We start from the raw sequence: 17695 nt of genomic DNA, 5'->3' as shown, positions 1-17695 counted from the left end.
AAAGCAGTCCAGATTATCTATGCAATGAAAGGAAAAATTCTAACTAAGAATTTCTAAGAGTTTTTCTCCCTTTTGGGTGATTTTGTAGACGCCTCGGCTGACTCGCACAACGTAACCGTTGGGTAGTAGATAGTGATAGAACTGTTTTCTGACTGTGTTTGTTGTTGCGAAGCTTAGGCATGTTGCACAGGCTTTTTTCTCAATATCCGTGTAGTGCACATGACCCTTCTTGACGAGTTCAAGAATGGTTTTGCGGAGAACATCTCTTTCCTGATCTTTCATCTTTGGTCTTTCTTTCTTGACACATGGTTGCGATCAATTGTGTTGTGAGATGGGTTTGCATCACGTCTAGAGCATCATAATCCACGTTCGCGATGAATTTGAGATAATAAATGTGAGATGCATCGCGCTCTAGTCATTTGTTGAGTGATACGAATCTCTTGATGGATCTGTCGTATGTTTTTTCAATTTCAGGCGGAAAGTAGCAGGCTGGAAGCTCCTTATGCTCCCTGTGACTTCTAACACACTCGCAGCATCTGCCCTTCAAATCGCAAGAATACGTGCACGGACAATCACCCAAGTTAATCTTCATGTTAGGACATTCACTCATCAAAGCCTCACCCACAGCCAACCAGCGAATACTGCCTCACACCAATGTTTAACAGTTTTCAACGCGCTTTCGAAAAACTCAAAAGATTTCGCCTCTCACTAAGACCTGAGGAATACTGCTTGAAGATTCTGGTCGTATACGACACGAGTTCCAAGATCAGAAACACCGAGAAAGTTGCCATGGCGATGAGTGAGGTTCTCAAATGAAAAGGGTTTGATGTCGACTGCGTACACGTTAAGGACGTTGACCAGGCAAGTGTGAAGAATTATGATTGCGTCCTAGCTGGAGCGCCTACGCAGTGGCTCAAGGCAACTTGACCCATTATGCAATTTCTTGACAAGTTTGCCAAAGACGAGTTTTCCGGGAAAATCGCGGCGGCTTTTGACACACAATTACAGAGAATGATGAGTGGAAACGCCGCAAAGGGGATAGAGAAGAAACTCGAAAAACTCGGCTTCAAAATAATCATGCCACCTCTGATCACCTACGTAGAAGGCAAGAACGTGTATGAAATGTACCTGAAAGAAGGAGAACTAGAGAAAGCGAAAAAATACGCCGAAGAACTAGCAAACAAACTCCACCAATAAGCACTGCTGCATCTACGATGTAGCGCGTGCAACATCCTTCGCGTACGTTACGTATTCCTGCAGCACTTGGAACCCCACCTTTTCATACAATGTCACAGCTCTTGTCGGGTTAGCATCCTCAGTGTCTAACGAGGCACTAGCCATTCCCTTGGCTTTGAGCCGCTTCAACACATGCAGCAGTAATTTGGTTCCAATGCCTCTTCTTCTGTAGGCTGCCAACACGCCGATTCCGCTGACAAACCCAGTTTTCACGTCATGTTGAACATTGTATCTTTCATCAATCCCTACGCCAATATAGCCCACATTCCTGTTGTCAAGCCCAGCGAAGAAGAACTCCTGCCACCTAAGAATCGGATTATCCAACAAAGACCGACGAGTCTCTTCAACCGTCTCGGGAACATGAAGCGGATCATCCTTGAAACACTCGTTAACAAGCCAATTAAGCGCCTCAATGTCCCCTCCCACTTCCGTCTTAAGGGGTCGAATAGCCACCTCCACGTTTTCACCTATATTGAAAGGCATGTCCGCCAACCTAATTCTCATGTCAAGGGTTCTATGAGAAAACTTGAAACCACTCTTCTCCAAAAACCGAATACGATCTGCCCTCTCGACTCCAGTCCAAGCACGCACACGGCTCATCCCATGCTTCCTAAACTCGTTTATGGCTGCTTCCAAAAGCTGCTCTTCAACCCCACTACCGCGCAGAGTCTGAAGGACACAAAAATCCTTGATGAAGCCCCGTTTCTCCTCGCCCGCTCTCTCAACATGCACATGCATTATGCCAACAGGTTTTCCATCAAGCTCAGCAACAAAGCGGCCTTCAAAATCAAAACTTGGGTTCTTCTCAAGCTCAAGCATCTCCTCCACAGTGGTGCCCCTCCACCAGCTCGCATAATCTCGGTACTCCGCGTTCAACAACTCAACCCACGCAGGCTCATCAACACCCTTCAAGAAACGCCGAACACTCACAACTATTTTCAACCGCTACCCTCTGTCTTCTGTTCAAAACAGTTATATCAAAACGATGTTTAAATCCGCTTAGGACCTTGGAGATATTTCTCTTGGAAGCTGAGCCTGTAAAGAATGTGAGAAATCAGATCGGCTTCTGTGGAATCTGGTGCGGCAGCTGCGCATCCGGCAACGGAGCCATAATTGAAATGGCAAAGCGATTCGAAAAAACCGTCAAAGGCTACGGACTGGAAAAATGGGTTCCAAAAGACTTCAACTTCAAAGAATTCATGAAAGGACTCGGCTCCCTACAAGCCACAGCAATATGCACAGGATGCCGAAAAGGCGGAGGACCACCCAACTGCACCATTCGAATCTGCGCCTTAGAAAAGCGCATCAACGACTGCAGCGAATGCAACCAACTAGCCGAATGCGACAGGTATGACCGGTTGACGAAAAACTACCCCACAATAAAACAAGACTTGATGAAGCTCAAAAACAGGAACCAAGCGGAACTCATCGCAAAATGGACAACCGAAATAAGAACAAAGTTCCCCCACTGCCTCGTCTACGACCCATCCTTCAAAGAATAAAATACCTAGCAACATCACATCGAACATACAAAGCCAGTATGCGCATAGTGGTTGAATCGGAAGAAGGTCTAAATATCGATAGTGACCTCGTTAAACGATTGAAGCCTTCACGGATGAGTGTCGTCACGCTTCCTTCAAGTACCAGATTGTTATCCCTCAGGATGTTAGGTGGAAGATGAACTTGAAGCCGGGACAAAAAGTCGTTGTCCTCGGAAAAGACGGCGTGATCCACCTGATACCCGAGTAGCCCATGAAGAATTTGAGGGGATTTGTTAAAGGAGTAATCACAGACAAGCTGAGACATGAAGAGGATCGCTTTTGATTCTCATCGACTCATACGGTTGGATAGAACAATAGGCGGCTGATGGAAAAGAAATTTAAAGCCACACCATTCAACTGCTTTCATGCTCCTACGCAGATCATCTGATCTTGAACCATTTGTTACAAAGGATGAGTCGCTGATTCAGGAATTTTTTCATCCACTTCATGAAGCTTCAGGTAAAGTGCCCAAGAACCTCCCTTTCAGCATAGCCTTGGCAACTGTGAAACCGGGCAAAAGAACACTCAAGCATATTCATGAAGCCTCTGCTGAATTCTATTACATAACCAGAGGAGTCGGAGTCATACAATTGAATTCCCGGAAGGAGTCTCTTGAAGAAAACACATTGGTCCACATACCCGCTAAGACTAGACACACAGTGACGAACACGGGCAAAGAAGACTTGCTAATCCTATGTATCTGCAGCCCACCCTACAGCCATGAAGACACGAAAATCAAAGAGTAGACAACGTCCAGCGAGTCTCAGTCTTTCTTAACTTCAACCAAGATTCTCAAAGCTTCCTCAATGTGCTTTGTCGGGTTAAACTGAGAGTTAAAGATGTATCTGACTATTCCTTTCTTATCGATGACGTAGGTTACTCTTCCGGGAACAAGCCCAAAAGACGAAGGAACCCCGTACAACTTCCTAACCTTCCCATCCACATCACTAAGCAGAATAAAAGGAAGCATATACGCCGAAGCAAACCGACTATGCGAGTCAACAGACTGCGAACTCACCCCAACCACTTCCGCCCCAGCACCCTTAAAAGCCTCATAACTATCCCGAAACGCACAAGCCTCAGCAGTACACCCACGAGAAAAATCCCTAGGATAAAAATACAAGACAATAGATTCCTTGCCAATCAAGTCTCCAAGCTTGAACACGTGGCCAGACTGAGTCGGAAGCGCAAAGTCAGGCGCAACATCACCTACTCTAACACCGCCCTTCGACACTTCTTGACTAGCAGTCACAAATCACACCTCCATTAAATGCACACATGATAAAAGCTTACAAACCTAAGAAACTTAAACAAGACGTTTTCACACGGTTGCAGACCAAACCACATGTGTACTGAAGCCACAGCCAAAGAATGAATCCAAATCGCGACTCGAATGCAGAAAGCATTATTTCACCAGAAAGATCATCATCTTCTGATAACTTTATCGAAAAGGTGTCACTCATGAAGATCGGCATCTTAGGCGGCACAGGAAACATGGGCAGAGGCCTGACGATTCGATGGGCGTTGAAGCACGACATCCTCGTCGGCTCCAGATCCCTAGACAAAGCCCGCTTAATTGCGAAGGAACAAGAAAACGTTGCGAGAGGATTTTACCAAGCAGATTTCAAGGGCAGCATCAAAGGCGCTCTCAACAGTGAAGCAGTTGTACAATCCGACATTGTAGTAGTCACTCTCCCCGCTGAAGCCGTGGTTCCAGCCATGAAGGAACTCAAGCGACATCTGCAGCCGAACCAAATCATCGTGTCCACAGTAGTTTCCATGAAGAAAAGCAAAGGACTGTTTGTCTACACGCCTCTGTCAGAAGTTGCACGTGAGCGTCAGGAGAAGTCAGCTGCAGAAGTAATTCAAGAAATAGTTAACCCGGTGCCCGTGGTCTCCGCCTTCCAAACTGTCCCAGCAACCTACTTGAACAACATCGACTCCGTCATGAACATTGACGTCCTCGTTGCCAGCAACCACAATCAAGCTTTCGCCTTAGCCTCCAAGCTAATCAGTGACATACCCAACCTGAGACCGCTCAAAGTAGGTCCTCTAGAAAACTCCAAGCTAATCGAATCCTTAACGCCATTGCTTCTTAACGCGGCAATCCTGAACAACCTGCAAGACCCATCTATTCGCGTCGTCCCGTGGATGCCCGCTTCATTCGAAGAGTAACCAGACTGGCCCCGATATATCAAGACTCGATTCATTGCCATTTTGGAGTCTATGCCATAAAGGATAACTCTATACCAGTATTCTAGTGCCTCGTCTTACAAGTTCCACAACCCTTTTAGCTTACCGTCATTCATGCTTGGTGAAAACTTGGATACGAAACGCGAATCCAACATTCAGACGTGACAAAACAAAAGATGGGCGTCGCAGCAAAATGGCTAAAGTGCAAGAAAAACTTCCTTTACTTTTCAGCCGCAAAAGAAACATCGGCTACGCATTAATTGCACTCTTGCTCATAGCGCCCTTAGCATCCATAATCGTTCCCTCGGCTCAACCTCAAAACGAATCGCAAACATGGTACAACGCAGACTGGCACAAAAGAAGACCCATAACAATCGATAACACACTAAACCCAAACAACCTGACCAACTTTCAAATCAAAATCAACCTCAACTACGATTCAGACATGAAAACCGATTTCTCAGACCTCAGGTTCACCGAAACCGGAAACTCAACATTAATTCCCTACTGGATCGAAAGTTACACGCCTTCAACTTCCGCGACAATATGGATCAGAGTGCCAAACATTCCCGCATCCAACACCACAACCATCCACATGTACTACGACAACCCGATTGCATCCGATGCAAGCAACGGAACAGACAGCTTCGAGTTCTTCGACAACTTCCCCGGAAACAGCCTAAACCCAACCAAATGGACTGAAGACGCCGTCGGCAACATAACTCACACAGTCAACAACTACTTCAGATTCGAAGACGCAACCAAAAGCGGCCAAACCTATTGGATAGCTGATGGAAATGGCAGAGGAAGCCAACACCACGCACAGTGGACCCCGATAAGCAACTTTATCGTGGATTTCACATCAAGAATCAACGATCTTACAGCAACCGATAGAGGCCAAGGATTTTTCGGTCTGCTCGCGCCAGACAACACGGTGATAGGCGTTGCAGGACATCAAGATCACAACGACGCAATTTCACCGTCAAGAGCGGTTGTAGTTGAAAACGCGGCGTCTTCATTGAGTCTAGGCATAAGCACGTACAATCGTATTTACTTCAAGGGCGTTTCAGCCACAGACTCTACGAATTGGAGAATTATGAACAATGGAAGCACCCTGAGATTCTATGACAACGACGGACCCTATTTGGAGGCTCCCATATCTTCATCAGTTTCAAAACTTGCCATAATCGCTGGCGCATGGGAACCCAACTCCTACATAGACTACGTTCAAGAAAGCAACATGCGAATCCGCAAGTACACCCCACTTGAACCCACAAGCCAAGTCGGCTTTGAAGAAGACTACAGAATGAAAGCCAAAATCACCTGGTGGAATCCTGTTTGGCGCTACAGAAAACCCATAAACCTAACTGAAAACTCTGGCACCACCTTAAGTAATTATCAGGTCAAGCTGACCATAGACTACATCGCGTCGAAAATGAACCCAGACTTCTCCGATTTGAGATTCATCGACAAAGATCAAACATCTATTCTCCCTTACTGGATTGAAAGCGCCATACCCTCAGTCTCAGCAGTGGTGTGGATAAAAGTTCCAAACATTCCTGCTTCTGGCAACCAAACAATATACATGTACTACGGTAACCCCTCAACTAACAGCATTGCCAATGGAAAAGCCACGTTCGAATTTTACGAAGACTTTGAAACCGAGTATGAAGGTCCCTCACTATGGACTGACAAGCAACCTCTGCCAGATCCTAGAGCTGACCCCTCAGCCGCAGTGTACAATGGCAAGATTTACGTTTTTGGAGGCTACTACTTCGGCACTGGCGATGTGAGAAGGGAAACATACGAATACGATCCCTTGTTGAATTCATGGACCCGGAAAGCCGACATGCCCTCAGCTCGTTGGGGACCAATCGCAGTTGAATTCAACGGGTTAATATACGTTTTCAGCGGCACAGTAAACGTGAACGAAGTCTACAACCCCACCACGGAGACATGGACAACAAAAAACCCACCGCCCTTCTATTCGAACCAAGGCTTGATGGCAGCAAAGTACGGTGACAGAATCCACCTTTTCTACAATCTCAACCACTACGAGTACGATCCCGCAACTGACTCGTACACTCCAAAGGCACCTATGCCGACTCCCCGAACATGGGCAGCATGCGCCGTAGTGGGCAACAGAATATATCTCATTGGCGGATACCGCGACACAGTCGGCGCAGTAAACGCGAATGAAGCCTACGATCCCGCAACAAACAGTTGGACAACCCAAGCACCCATGCCAACCGGCAAATATGGAGGAGGCAGAGAGCAACCAGTCATAAATGGCAGAATATACGTGACACACGGACGAAGCGTAGAATTCTATGTCAGCAACTACGTATACGATCCTTCAACCAACTCGTGGGAGCAGAAGTCACCTGCGGTTCATCCAAGAGCTGGATCAGCCGCGGCTGTGATCAACAATAAGATGTATGTGATCGGAGGGGTCGTCATCCGTGAAGGTGAAATCCCGACTGGATTAAACTACAATGAGCAGTATGACCCAGCCACTGACACTTGGATTGAATCACCATGGAATTTCTCAGACCCCAGCAAAGTCAAGAGAGATCCTTCTGCAAAGTATGAAGGCGGTTACGGGTTACTGGTTTACGAAAATGAGACCTCATCGATACAGTTTGCAGAGCATCCACAGAACTTCTCTACATGCGCCGTAGACTTTTACTGGGACGTAACCGACGCTCTTGGAGTGAACACAACGCAGCCAAAAGGAAGACTGCTTCTCGCCGACGCGAACAACCCCAACAATGGCGCACTATACTATTACGAAGAATCTGGAGCCAAATTCTACTGGTACCGAGAAGGACTGTACACGCTCCTGCATTATGGAAGCTGGAACACGTGGTATCCCATAACCGTAGTCTGGAGTGGAACCAACAGCAGAGTCGTCATCAACGGCATCGAACACTCAGTCTCAGCGGCTCAAATCAGCTCCGACAGAATTTACTTCGACACCATGCAACAGACAAAAATGTTTGTTGATCTTCTGCGAGTCCGTAAGCACGCGTCACTGCCTCCTGCAGCAACATTCGGAGCTGAGGAGGAACCCGCCACCATTCAAAGCTGCGATTCTTCGGGCAACATGAAAGCCAGCTTCAGTGCAGGCGAAGCACTCTATGTTAAAGGAAGCAACCTGAAAGAAAACACAGACTACAAAATCTACATCGTAAATGACGTTGCCCAATGGAACGACGGAGACCCCATTCCCACACGCATAACAGGCACAACCAGCACCGTCTATTCAGACAATCTTGGGGACATTCAGCCAACGCTCATCTGGAATTCAACTTTAGTTGGGAACTATGACATCATCCTTGACGTCTTCGAAAACGGGCTCTATGACAGCTCATTTGACGCGCTGAACTCCTTCGAAGTGACCGCTCCGCTGCTGCATGATATCGCAGTCATCAACATATCACCTTCAGAGACCAGCACGGGTAGAGGATATTTTCTGCCAATCAACGTAACCGTAGCCAACCAAGGCGATTTCACGGAAGACGTTAACCTGACGGTTTTCGCCAACGACACAGCGGTTGACACTCTTAGCGTCACCTTAGGAAGGGGGCAATCTTCGACAGTCAATGCTTCTTGGAACACCACAGGTTTCTCTTTAGCCAACTATGTGATAAGCTCCTACGCCACTCCGGTACTAGGCGAAACCGACATATCAGACAACACCTTAAACTCCACCAACGTGTTCGTGACCATTCCAGGCGACGTAAACAACGACCGATTAGTCGACGTCCATGACATGTGGGAACTGGGAAAAGCTTACGCCTCTGACAAAACCGATCCTGAATGGAACCCCAACGCGGACATAAACAACGACGGAACAGTGGACAACGACGACATCCGAATAATCAATGGTTCTCTCGGACAAAGATGGTGATGATGGCGCTCCGTCGCGTAAACGCTAATTAGATCTGGGTCCAAAGATCTTATTTGGCGTACGTTGGTTGAATAGGAAAAAGCAAATCACGCGGCTTGCCCTTCTTTCTTTTGCATTCAGCACACTTTTTTATGCACTTGCGGATGCGACCTTGTTTGGTGCGATAATTCCAGAGCCCCAGGCCCCTGCATATTGGATTCCTGTGAGTTTGGTGATGTTTCTCTTAACTTTCATGATGACGTTGACTCCACTTTTTTGGAAAAGAAATTTTTGGCAGACCCTCGGGGAGAACTACACTGGAGTAATTCTTCTTTTAGCCACTCCTGCAATTCTAGTTAGCTGTGGTTTTTTGGATTTGGTCAGCGCTTCGGTGATTGAAAGCATTCGTGGAAACGGACCTCTGAACTGGTTGAACTACCCTAACTGGTGGTGGATGGACCCGTACCCAGTTGGCGGGCGACCTGTTCCTTGGTCGATTGCGTGGCTTGTCTCGTTTGTTTCTGGTCACGAGCACACTTTGCTAGTGGACATGTTCATCGGGTCAGCTATAGGTTTGAGCTTGCTTCTTTTGATGTGGGCTGTGTACGCCCGCTACTGAAATGGGGTTCCGCCTTCTACACCATTTTTAGGGCTATCTTGCTTATTTGCAGCAAGTCTTGAAAACTCAAATCTGGTCTAAAATTGGTCAAAGTCCATTCTATCGCTGAAAGGTCAAGCCAAGCCTGGTCGTAACATTCGGTGCACGAATAAAATTTCGGAAAACTTGGATACTTTTCAGCTAGTTGCTCTATTCGGCAAGTTTTGGGCAAGTGAAGGCATGGATAGACCCATCCGTTCCAGTCTATGTAGATTATGCTTTCACCTGCAAAACATGGAATAGAACGCTTCCCCGTTTCTAGATACTGGATTGCATCGCGAAGTCCAAGCTTTGTATTAAAGATGGGGTTGCCTCTTTCCTTCAGAGCCAACGCTGACTTAAAGCATTTAATCAACCATTGTTTCGAGGGCACAGCCCAAGAATCCGCGTGAAGTGAACCTCCGACCTCGGGATAGGACAAGACCAAACTGGCTTTGAAATTCCTAGTGACTTCCACAAGCTTTGCTATTTCTTGGTCACCAAGAAGCAGCGTGCTGAAGTCTACTCGCAGGTTGGCACGCCTACACGCGTTTGCGCCGTTAAGCGCTTTCTCTAACAGGTGTGGATGCTCACGTGCCTTATCGTGCCCCTCGTCTGGATAGTCCAGTGAGATTGTCACAAGGTCTGCTTTGGAGATTTTCGGAATGCTCTCAGTCAAAAGTGACCCGTTGGTGTTTATCTGGACAATGAAACCCTTGTCGTGCGCGTAATTGACAACTTCCGCGAGGTAGGGATAGAGCAGCGGCTCTCCTCCCGTTATGCTAAGGCTGTAGCATCCCAGACTGTTCAATGTGTCAATAGTTTGTAAAGCCTGCTTAAGGCTGGGTTCAACTACTCGTTTACGCCAAACCTTACAGAAATAGCATCGGCAGTTGCAACGTGTCGTAATAGCCCACATGGCTATAGGCGGACCGTGCTTGTGTGATTTGGAAACCACTAGAGAATATTGTTTCCATTTGGCTTTCCGAAGCTTCAGAAGCGAAGCAGCGAGAAGCCCTGATAATGGAATTGCCGATAGGGCTCGACTCAATTAACCTGCTCCAAACTATTATCTAGAATACTCTTAATTATGCTTTAACCATAATAGCCATGTGCAAATCAATGCACAAACCCAAAATAGCCTTCACCTGTGATGACATCTCCCCGACAACAAAGGCTGAAAAGTTAAGAGAGTTACTTAGCACAATCGATAGATTCGACATAACCGCCACCTTCTTTGTAATCCCTAAGAGTCACAGCGAATGGAGCTCACGCAGTTCAATAGCAACGCTTCTAAATCACGCTCAAGCTAGTGGCCATGAAATAGCCCTTCATGGTCTTAGTCATTATCCCTTCGAAACATGGAACCCGCTAGGCCCACTCAGTCCATGCTACTCAGCGATCAGAGAAAAAATCTCGATGGGACTACAGATCTTCAATGAAAAACTGGAGATAACCCCCAAAGGGTTTAGAGCGCCTTATCATCAAATAAACAGAAGCCTATTGCAGGCGCTCAACGACCTAGACTTTCTTTATGACTCGTCCAAAATGGCTCTGACAAAGATTCTTCTCTCTTATGTCCCGCCGTTAAGAGCGATCTGGTTTTCAAGAAGACACGGACTCACTGCGTCGAAAATGTTTCACCCAATGAACCTGAAACTGTTGGAGATACCGATTACGCATGAGTTTACTTGGCACAATCTAAAGTGTGAAGTAAACTGCTTTCAGGCATTCCTGCAGAACAGCGTTTCACAAATGGAGACTGGATACATCGTGATCGATTCCCACATTGACGCCTTATCAAAATGGGGTTTACAAATTCTCAAAGAGCTCTTTCTGTGCATCAAAGAGAATGGATTGGACAGTTTGACCTTGCAGCAAATAACAGAAGAGCACGCCCGTCTTGGAACAACTGAAGCTTATTACATACAAGCATCTGGGAAACAATTGTGTTAATCGCAGCGCTGAGAGTCTTTTTGGTCGTTGTCACCGCTTTCTTGGTGGCCTTTTACGTTATCACATCGTATTTCGCATTTCGCAAACCCAAAACTCGCAGATATTCAGACATTAATCCTCTCAAGGTCTCCGTAATTATCCCAGCCTACAACGAAGAAGGCGTGGTCGAGAGCTTGCTTCAAAACCTCAGAAACTCAAGCTTCTCCATCGCTGAAACAATCGTGGTAGATGACCATTCGATAGACTCCACGTACGAGGTGGCCAAAAAGATGAACGCCACCGTAATCCGCAACGAAGCGAAGCTTGGAAAAGCAGCCAGCTTAAACACGGGCGCAAAGATTGCCAAAGAAGACATCATAGTCGTCCTAGATGCCGACAACCGCCCCGAAAAAGACTGCATCAAACATCTGCTCAAACACTTCGACTCAAAAGATGTGGCAGTTGTTACAGGAGTGACCAAGATTCATTCCAACGGATTTGTTAGCAGGCTTACAGCCTTAGAATTCAGTCTATGCTTCAACCTTTTTCATCCCTTCTCTAGCAGGTTCGATTTTTTTCCAATACTTCATGGAGCCTTTTTCAGCATGAGGCGAGAACTGGCTTCATTCAATGAGGACGCGTTGACCGAAGACTTCGACTTTTCAGTGGACATCGCGTCTAAGGGCTACAAAATAGAGTTTGAACCCCAAGCGATCAGTTACGTCTCCCCGCCGCCCTCGCTTTCCCTTTTTAAACGACAAAGAGAAAAATGGACAAGGGGCGCTGTGCAGGCCAGTCTTAGGCACAAGGGATTCTCAAAAAGAGTGTTTAGGCACGTTGGCTTCATAGGCTTGTTCTTAATGGCGTTGGGGTACATGTTGCCGCTAGTTTGGGCTGCCACTCTGACGTTCATTCTCATCTGCTACGTTCTGAGCGAACCACTCCTTATGAACATAGCCATACTAGCTACAGCAATTTACACCGTCGTCGTCTTTCTCGCAAATTCTCTTGCTGAGAACAATATAGGAAATGTCTTAGCCCTACCAGTTCTGGGCTACTTTTACCTCTTCTTTGTCATCTGGTACTTCATAAAAGCGGTCATCTTGGAGCGTCGTGGAGTTAAAGCTGAGTTCAGTAAGATACCGCACGTGCGACCTTTAGCCGATGTGCGCGAGCACCCGGGATGAGAGTGATCTATGGAACTTTCTGCAGACCTTCTCTATAGGTTCGCCTAAAACCGTGATGTTATTCAACGTGCAAGTTCCCAGTCCCTTTTTTTCAGCTAGCCGTAAGTGTTTGACATCGGTTGGTTGAATGCCCATTATCGCGGCGCCTACAGCGTCAACTGCTACCGGGTCTATTCCAGCGATGACTAGATTCATGGGCACGGGGTTGCCGCTGGTTTCGTGTCCCTCGCCTGCGATTATACCATCAATGACGGCTATGTTGGGCTTTATCACAGAAGCCAAATCGGCGATGTTCTCGCTTAGGCTAGTCCCCTTGTGCATCGAACCCTTCGAAGCCAAGGCTCCCATCATGTTCTTCAAACTCAAGGTTACAGTGGCTATTCGATGAGGTTTCAGCTTGGGCACACTGATAATCGTGCTCTCCAGCGCCGTTTTGGCAACCTTGGTCTTCTTCAGATTCAAGGGATTAGGCGGATAAACCTCAACAAACTCGTCGTGATTTAAGTCGACTAATTTCACGTTCCAACGTTCAGCAACGGCGTCCACTCCTGCAACCTTAAAAGCATAGAAAGTGTCTGCGAAACCACAACCCTCGCCTATGATTATGTTATTTGCCGCGTTGCGTTCTTTTAAGAACTGAACTATTCCTTCGATTACTCTGCTGTCTGTTGTTATGCCTGTTGACGGATGCTTGGAATTGATGTAATTGGGCTTGATCAAAACCGTTTTCATCCCAGACTGAGTGAGGGCGCTGGCAACATCTGACTCGACCATCTTCAAGGCGGTAACCGTCGCGTCGATTGGGTCCTCGTTCTTGACAATGGCAACTCTTGACATGTTTGGGGTCCTCGTTGAAAAATGTCATATGTCATACTGAGATTTGAACCCATCGGTTACATGCACCAAACTTATTACGGAAAATAGCCTAAAATTGCCAGAGCAGAAGGGAGGTTGCATCCAAAAAATGCCTTACGTTGAAGTGCACATGATCGAAGGAAGAACCAACGAACAAAGAGAAAAAATCGCAAAAGCTTTCACGGACACGTTATTTGAGGTCTTAGGCGTTTCAAAAGATGACGTGTGGATAGAGTTCGTGGACATGCCCAAGACACACTTCGCCACAGCTGGCACGCTGAAAAGCAAGAAATAGCAGAAGCACTCTCTATTTTATCATCCTTCGCTTCCGAACTTCACGCTTAACCTCATGGTTTGCACGGATAGTGCTCACTGAATGCCCAAAGCTTACTTCGTTTTTGCCGTCGAGATCGATTTCATGAATCACAAATAAAAAAAGACTATATGAATTGCCATTTCATAACTCCTAAAACGCTCCGAACGTAAGGTTCTCAGTAGAGTTGTAATGTCTTCTGAAGTGGAAGCTGGCAAGAGGCGGTTAGACGCCGAACGAGTCACTTGGCTAGCCCAAGGCTTCCTGAATCGACTGGGGTACAGACGCACGCAGCTACGTCCAAGAAAAGTCAGCCTAGAAGGCGAACGATACCTAGTCGAAGTTGACGTGCAAAAGCGAACAGCTACGGTTCAAGTGGATGTCGCAACAGGCGAGATTAAAGGCTTCCAAATCGAAGAATCAGCAGAATCGTCAGGTCTGCCCTCGCTGTCAAAAGGAACAATAGTCTTGATAGGTGGCATCGTCGGCATCGCGCTTGTAACCGTATTCGCCCTCAAATACCTAGGTTTCTTCTAAGGACAACCAAAATAAACGGCATACACTCTTGTAAACGACTATGAAGCTGCTCCTCAGCTGCACCGAGTTAGGCTTAGGACACGTAACAAGACTCATAGCGCTCGGCAAAAAACTTTCAGAAAGAGGACACGAACTCCACTTCTTCTCAGGAGGAACAGCTTACCAACTCCTAAGAAAAGAGTTCGAGAACGTTTACCCGTGCACGCCTGTGGCATGGTACGAAACGGCGCACGGAGTCATAGCCTCAGCATCTGTTCTGAACATTCTTCTTCCACTCCCATTCTTCAACCACGAGAAGGGTCGGCTGAAGATCAAGAGCTCAAGCGCAGCAGAAACAATACAACGGTACTACGACCTCAGAAGACAAATACGAAAAATCAAACCCGACTTGCTAATCTCCGATGGCGACATGCATGCGCTTAGGCTGGCCCACAGGTGGAGAATCCCATCAGTTTACGTAACCAACATAATTCGACCAAGCTACTCCTTCTCACCGTTCCTCATTCCAGGTGAAAGGTTCACGGAACGCTACGTCAAGAAGTGCACAAGGATAATCGTTCCAGATAATCCCAGCCCATATACCATCTGTGAACACAATCTCGGTAACTTAACCGCTATGCGGCTAAACGACAAAGTTGACTTCGCGGGCAGCTTCATAGACCTAACCCCTGTCAAAGGCAGCGAGGAACGTATTTTCGCGCCGATCAGTGGACCATTAGGCACAAGAGCCCAACTCACCCAAACAATTCTACCTGTTCTGCAGAAACTGAAAACCAAGAGCATCATAAGCTTAGGACAGCCAGGCAAGAAAATAACCAAGACTGTTGGAAACTGTGAAGTTCACACATGGCTGACTCCAGAACAACGCCGCAAATGCATGGCTGACTCAAAACTTATCTTGTTCAGCGGCGGACACGCAACATGCTTCGAAACCATAAAACACGTCAAGCCAAGCGTCATCGTTCCAACCCAGCCTGAACAGATGGGAAACGGCAAGAAACTTCAGGAATTAGAGTGTTCAGTCCTTGTTAAGAACAAGAAAGAATTGGTTTCAGCCCTCAAGGATATAGAAAGCAACATCAAAGCCTACAAGCAAAGCGTTCAAAGGCTGAGCACATTCTCGAGAAGATTCAACGGTTTGAATGAAGCCACAAAAGTCATTGAGAACACTCTCTCAACTTAACGAACCATAGTGGAAAAAAAGGGAGTTGTTACTTCGCGTCTTGCGTCTCACTCGTCTCGGACGTTGTCGAAGACACTTGGTTTCAACGACTGCTCTGATGTCGCTGGCTGTTCCACTGCCCCAGCTGGTTCCGCTGGAGTAGTGGATTCCGTCGGAGTCAATGTTTCTGTCAGAGCCGCTGTTTCCACCGCGGTTGTCTGCTGCGTCAGAGACTTCGGCTCCGCAGGGTCTGCTGGTGGCTGCGCTGGGCTCGACGGTGGCGTTGGCACTGGCGGCTTCATTTTTCGGATGAAAAGAAACGAGAGCATCGATCCTGCAGCTGCAACCAATGCCACGATCAACGTAGCTGTTTCCAGTTGAAATCCAGTTGTGGTTACATGGGACTTGACTGTGCCCAAGTCGCTTGAGATCGTCGCCACATCTCCATCGATTGAAGTGACTTCGGCGTTGATTGCGTCAGCAGTTGTCTTCAAGGTGCCAATATCAGATTGTATTGTTGCTTCTGTCCCTTGAACACTCACCAACCGTGCGTTGATAGAGGTCAAGTTGACCTTTATCACGCCAAGGTCAGGAATCACAATTGTGCCAATTTGGTCGTTGACATCAATAAGTTGCGCATTTGCACTCGTCAGAGTGGGGCTTATGAGAAAGCTGCCTGATGCAGCGCCATAAGCTTCTACACCGTCTGCGTAATAGTGTGCCTCAACCACCAGCGTATAAGTTCCCTGTGACGCGTTGCCAGGTATTGAATACGGAATTCTAAACAGCCCAGTGGCTATGCCCTGAACGCTTGATGTCAGATCAAGACTAGCCGCACCACTTGAGTAATAGAGCTTCGCAACATCGATTTTGCCGTTGACCAAGTTTCCGCCAAACGCTGTTTTGACATAGAACTCAGCTATTTCACCTCTGAAGTGTATGGCGCCAACATTCACTTCCATGTCTATGGGAGAATTGTCATTGATTGTCAGTGGAGCAGAAGCTAGTTCCTTTAGATCAGTTGGAGCGCCGAGCATCATAAACGCTGTAACCGTATAGACTCCGGGCTCAGTTACTGGGACTATGAAAGAATACTCAAATGATCCGTCATCCATTACAATTAGGTTCGGAGACATCCACATCAAATCGATCAAATGCGTCATTGCTACGTCTTCCAAGTAAAGCAGTATACGCGCATTGGGCATGAAGCCGATTCCTCTCGCCACGACAAGCGACGCCTCAGAAGTCCTGTTCGGTGTTAACGTCAGAATTGGCGATGGCACCATGAACTGGAGGAAAGCCATGTTTCCATCGGTGTCATTCGCTTCAATAGTGTAGATTCCATCAGGCACGTCGGGAACAAAGAACGGCAATTCAAACGAACCATCAAAGTTCGTTAACATCCAAGGATACGGCGTGAAATCAACTGAACCGAAACGCAAAGTGATGTTGACCGAAGACCCAAACCCAAAACCATCAAGAACAACCAAAGTGGATGGGGAGCCACTTGCTCCAGGCCATACACACATTATCCTTGGAACAACGTTGAACTCAGTTGAGGCTGAATTTCCCCACATGTCAGAAGCCGTCACCGTGTACGTTCCATTGGGCGCCGAAATAACAAAGAAACTGGTTTCAAAGGATCCAATAGGATCTGTTTGGGGCGTTGGGCTTGGCGTGACATCTGTTCCATCAAATAGTATGGTTATGTCGCTGAATCCTTGGAAGCCATCTCCTCTGATAAAAACCTGGGTGTTATATCCTCCCATCGTGGGATTCAGAGTTATGATGGGCTCAGCGGTGAACGTTGTAGACGCCGTGTCTCCTTCAGCCACGTCTAATGCCATGATTAAGTACATGCCGAAAGGAACCGCAGGCACTGTGATGTTGACAGAGTAGCCTCCCGTCTCGTTAGCCGTAGTGGTTTTCAGAAGCAGAAATCCAATTAAATAGATTCTTACCTCCGCGCCTGCCGTTGCGTTAACTCCCGTGACCGTCACGATGGTGCCAACAGGGGCGCTGGCTGGTGAAACATTGATGGTTATCGGGTCTGCTTTTGCTGTTTGAATGTTCGAGGCTGCAATCATTGAAAAGAGTAGGATCAAGACGAATACTCTGCCACAATTGACTGGCTTTTTCAACAACTCTAGTGACATTTCTTTTTTCCTCTGCACTGCTTTGACGAATGAACCTATGCAAGTCTGGTT

At 47.1% G+C, this 17695-nt stretch carries 18 protein-coding genes and 1 pseudogene; 12 read left to right on the top strand and 7 right to left on the bottom strand.

The window, feature by feature from the left end:
* Nucleotides 1–39 precede the first annotated feature (39 nt).
* Together VJ249_07710 and VJ249_07705 are read right to left on the bottom strand one after the other, a co-directional pair.
* A complete protein-coding gene (locus VJ249_07710) occupies nt 40–282 on the bottom strand; it encodes a winged helix-turn-helix domain-containing protein (GenBank protein HKZ94448.1) in 243 nt (80 codons plus the stop codon).
* Nucleotides 283–415: 133 nt separating this feature from the next.
* Nucleotides 416–610: a DUF6485 family protein gene (locus VJ249_07705; protein ID HKZ94447.1), complete on the bottom strand. Its 195-nt coding sequence runs from the start codon at nt 608–610 to the stop codon at nt 416–418.
* Nucleotides 611–933: 323 nt separating this feature from the next.
* Between VJ249_07705 and VJ249_07700 the strand changes: the two genes are divergently transcribed.
* Nucleotides 934–1197: a hypothetical protein gene (locus VJ249_07700; protein HKZ94446.1), complete on the top strand. Its 264-nt coding sequence runs from the start codon at nt 934–936 to the stop codon at nt 1195–1197.
* A 12-nt stretch (nt 1198–1209) separates the two neighbouring features.
* Here VJ249_07700 and VJ249_07695 read toward each other — a convergent pair whose 3' ends face one another.
* Nucleotides 1210–2178 (bottom strand): GNAT family N-acetyltransferase, encoded by a 969-nt coding sequence (locus VJ249_07695; GenBank protein ID HKZ94445.1) that lies wholly within the window; start codon nt 2176–2178, stop codon nt 1210–1212.
* Nucleotides 2179–2258: 80 nt separating this feature from the next.
* Between VJ249_07695 and VJ249_07690 the strand changes: the two genes are divergently transcribed.
* The 3 genes and pseudogenes from VJ249_07690 to VJ249_07680 all read left to right on the top strand — a co-directional run bounded on the left by VJ249_07690 (nt 2259) and on the right by VJ249_07680 (nt 3523).
* On the top strand, nt 2259–2738 hold the full coding sequence (locus tag VJ249_07690) for a DUF3795 domain-containing protein (protein ID HKZ94444.1): 480 nt from the start codon (nt 2259–2261) through the stop codon (nt 2736–2738).
* Between the two features lie 97 nt (nt 2739–2835).
* Nucleotides 2836–2982: pseudogene (locus VJ249_07685) on the top strand (AbrB/MazE/SpoVT family DNA-binding domain-containing protein).
* A 259-nt stretch (nt 2983–3241) separates the two neighbouring features.
* Nucleotides 3242–3523: a cupin domain-containing protein gene (locus tag VJ249_07680; protein ID HKZ94443.1), complete on the top strand. Its 282-nt coding sequence runs from the start codon at nt 3242–3244 to the stop codon at nt 3521–3523.
* A 17-nt stretch (nt 3524–3540) separates the two neighbouring features.
* On the opposite strand, the gene VJ249_07675 is transcribed toward VJ249_07680, so the two are convergent.
* Complete coding sequence (locus VJ249_07675) at nt 3541–4029, bottom strand: peroxiredoxin (GenBank protein ID HKZ94442.1); 489 nt, start codon at nt 4027–4029, stop codon at nt 3541–3543.
* A 209-nt stretch (nt 4030–4238) separates the two neighbouring features.
* Between VJ249_07675 and npdG the strand changes: the two genes are divergently transcribed.
* The 3 genes from npdG to VJ249_07660 all read left to right on the top strand — a co-directional run bounded on the left by npdG (nt 4239) and on the right by VJ249_07660 (nt 9481).
* Nucleotides 4239–4952 (top strand): NADPH-dependent F420 reductase, encoded by a 714-nt coding sequence (gene npdG, locus VJ249_07670; protein ID HKZ94441.1) that lies wholly within the window; start codon nt 4239–4241, stop codon nt 4950–4952.
* 211 nt (nt 4953–5163) lie between these two features.
* Nucleotides 5164–8883 carry a DUF2341 domain-containing protein gene (locus VJ249_07665; protein HKZ94440.1) on the top strand — a complete coding sequence of 1240 codons (3720 nt, stop codon included), beginning with the start codon at nt 5164–5166 and terminating at the stop codon, nt 8881–8883.
* A 349-nt stretch (nt 8884–9232) separates the two neighbouring features.
* A complete protein-coding gene (locus tag VJ249_07660; GenBank protein ID HKZ94439.1) occupies nt 9233–9481 on the top strand; it encodes a hypothetical protein in 249 nt (82 codons plus the stop codon).
* Between the two features lie 16 nt (nt 9482–9497).
* Here the strand turns inward: VJ249_07660 and VJ249_07655 are convergent, their stop codons facing one another.
* The gene (locus tag VJ249_07655) at nt 9498–10550 is read right to left on the bottom strand and encodes a radical SAM protein (protein ID HKZ94438.1); all 1053 of its coding nucleotides are present in this window, start codon (nt 10548–10550) and stop codon (nt 9498–9500) included.
* Between the two features lie 71 nt (nt 10551–10621).
* Between VJ249_07655 and VJ249_07650 the strand changes: the two genes are divergently transcribed.
* Both VJ249_07650 and VJ249_07645 read left to right on the top strand, forming a co-directional pair.
* The gene (locus VJ249_07650) at nt 10622–11455 is read left to right on the top strand and encodes a DUF2334 domain-containing protein (protein HKZ94437.1); all 834 of its coding nucleotides are present in this window, start codon (nt 10622–10624) and stop codon (nt 11453–11455) included.
* A gap of 20 nt (nt 11456–11475) precedes the next feature.
* Nucleotides 11476–12621 (top strand): glycosyltransferase family 2 protein, encoded by a 1146-nt coding sequence (locus tag VJ249_07645; GenBank protein HKZ94436.1) that lies wholly within the window; start codon nt 11476–11478, stop codon nt 12619–12621.
* Here the strand turns inward: VJ249_07645 and VJ249_07640 are convergent.
* Nucleotides 12592–13458: a DUF362 domain-containing protein gene (locus VJ249_07640; protein HKZ94435.1), complete on the bottom strand. Its 867-nt coding sequence runs from the start codon at nt 13456–13458 to the stop codon at nt 12592–12594. The genes VJ249_07645 and VJ249_07640 overlap by 30 nt on opposite strands.
* 127 nt (nt 13459–13585) lie before the next feature.
* On the opposite strand from VJ249_07640, the gene VJ249_07635 reads away from it, so the two are divergent.
* The 3 genes from VJ249_07635 (at nt 13586) to VJ249_07625 (ending at nt 15509) form a co-directional block, all read left to right on the top strand.
* On the top strand, nt 13586–13771 hold the full coding sequence (locus VJ249_07635; protein ID HKZ94434.1) for a phenylpyruvate tautomerase MIF-related protein: 186 nt from the start codon (nt 13586–13588) through the stop codon (nt 13769–13771).
* 210 nt (nt 13772–13981) lie between these two features.
* Nucleotides 13982–14326, top strand: coding sequence for a hypothetical protein (locus VJ249_07630; protein ID HKZ94433.1), 345 nt, complete (start codon nt 13982–13984; stop codon nt 14324–14326).
* Nucleotides 14327–14366: 40 nt separating this feature from the next.
* Nucleotides 14367–15509: a glycosyltransferase gene (locus VJ249_07625; GenBank protein ID HKZ94432.1), complete on the top strand. Its 1143-nt coding sequence runs from the start codon at nt 14367–14369 to the stop codon at nt 15507–15509.
* 47 nt (nt 15510–15556) lie between these two features.
* Here VJ249_07625 and VJ249_07620 read toward each other — a convergent pair whose 3' ends face one another.
* The gene (locus VJ249_07620; protein HKZ94431.1) at nt 15557–17644 is read right to left on the bottom strand and encodes a hypothetical protein; all 2088 of its coding nucleotides are present in this window, start codon (nt 17642–17644) and stop codon (nt 15557–15559) included.
* Nucleotides 17645–17695: the final 51 nt, after the last annotated feature.

The organism is Candidatus Bathyarchaeia archaeon (genome assembly GCA_035283685.1).
GTDB lineage: Archaea > Thermoproteota > Bathyarchaeia > Bathyarchaeales > Bathyarchaeaceae > DATETJ01.
The sequence above is the reverse complement of the archived record's forward strand: the minus strand, read 5'-3'. Positions and strand labels throughout refer to the sequence as shown.

Bases quoted from the DNA above. Each gene is read 5' to 3' on its own strand.
- VJ249_07710 (HKZ94448.1), bottom strand. From the start codon at position 282: ATGAAAGATCAGGAAAGAGATGTTCTCCGCAAAACCATTCTTGAACTC.
- VJ249_07705 (HKZ94447.1), bottom strand. From the start codon at position 610: ATGAGTGAATGTCCTAACATGAAGATTAACTTGGGTGATTGTCCGTGC.
- VJ249_07700 (HKZ94446.1), top strand. From the start codon at position 934: ATGCAATTTCTTGACAAGTTTGCCAAAGACGAGTTTTCCGGGAAAATC.
- npdG (HKZ94441.1), top strand. From the start codon at position 4,239: ATGAAGATCGGCATCTTAGGCGGCACAGGAAACATGGGCAGAGGCCTG.
- VJ249_07665 (HKZ94440.1), top strand. From the start codon at position 5,164: ATGGCTAAAGTGCAAGAAAAACTTCCTTTACTTTTCAGCCGCAAAAGA.
- VJ249_07650 (HKZ94437.1), top strand. From the start codon at position 10,622: ATGCACAAACCCAAAATAGCCTTCACCTGTGATGACATCTCCCCGACA.
- VJ249_07640 (HKZ94435.1), bottom strand. From the start codon at position 13,458: ATGTCAAGAGTTGCCATTGTCAAGAACGAGGACCCAATCGACGCGACG.
- VJ249_07635 (HKZ94434.1), top strand. From the start codon at position 13,586: ATGCCTTACGTTGAAGTGCACATGATCGAAGGAAGAACCAACGAACAA.
- VJ249_07630 (HKZ94433.1), top strand. From the start codon at position 13,982: ATGTCTTCTGAAGTGGAAGCTGGCAAGAGGCGGTTAGACGCCGAACGA.
- VJ249_07625 (HKZ94432.1), top strand. From the start codon at position 14,367: ATGAAGCTGCTCCTCAGCTGCACCGAGTTAGGCTTAGGACACGTAACA.
- VJ249_07620 (HKZ94431.1), bottom strand. From the start codon at position 17,644: ATGTCACTAGAGTTGTTGAAAAAGCCAGTCAATTGTGGCAGAGTATTC.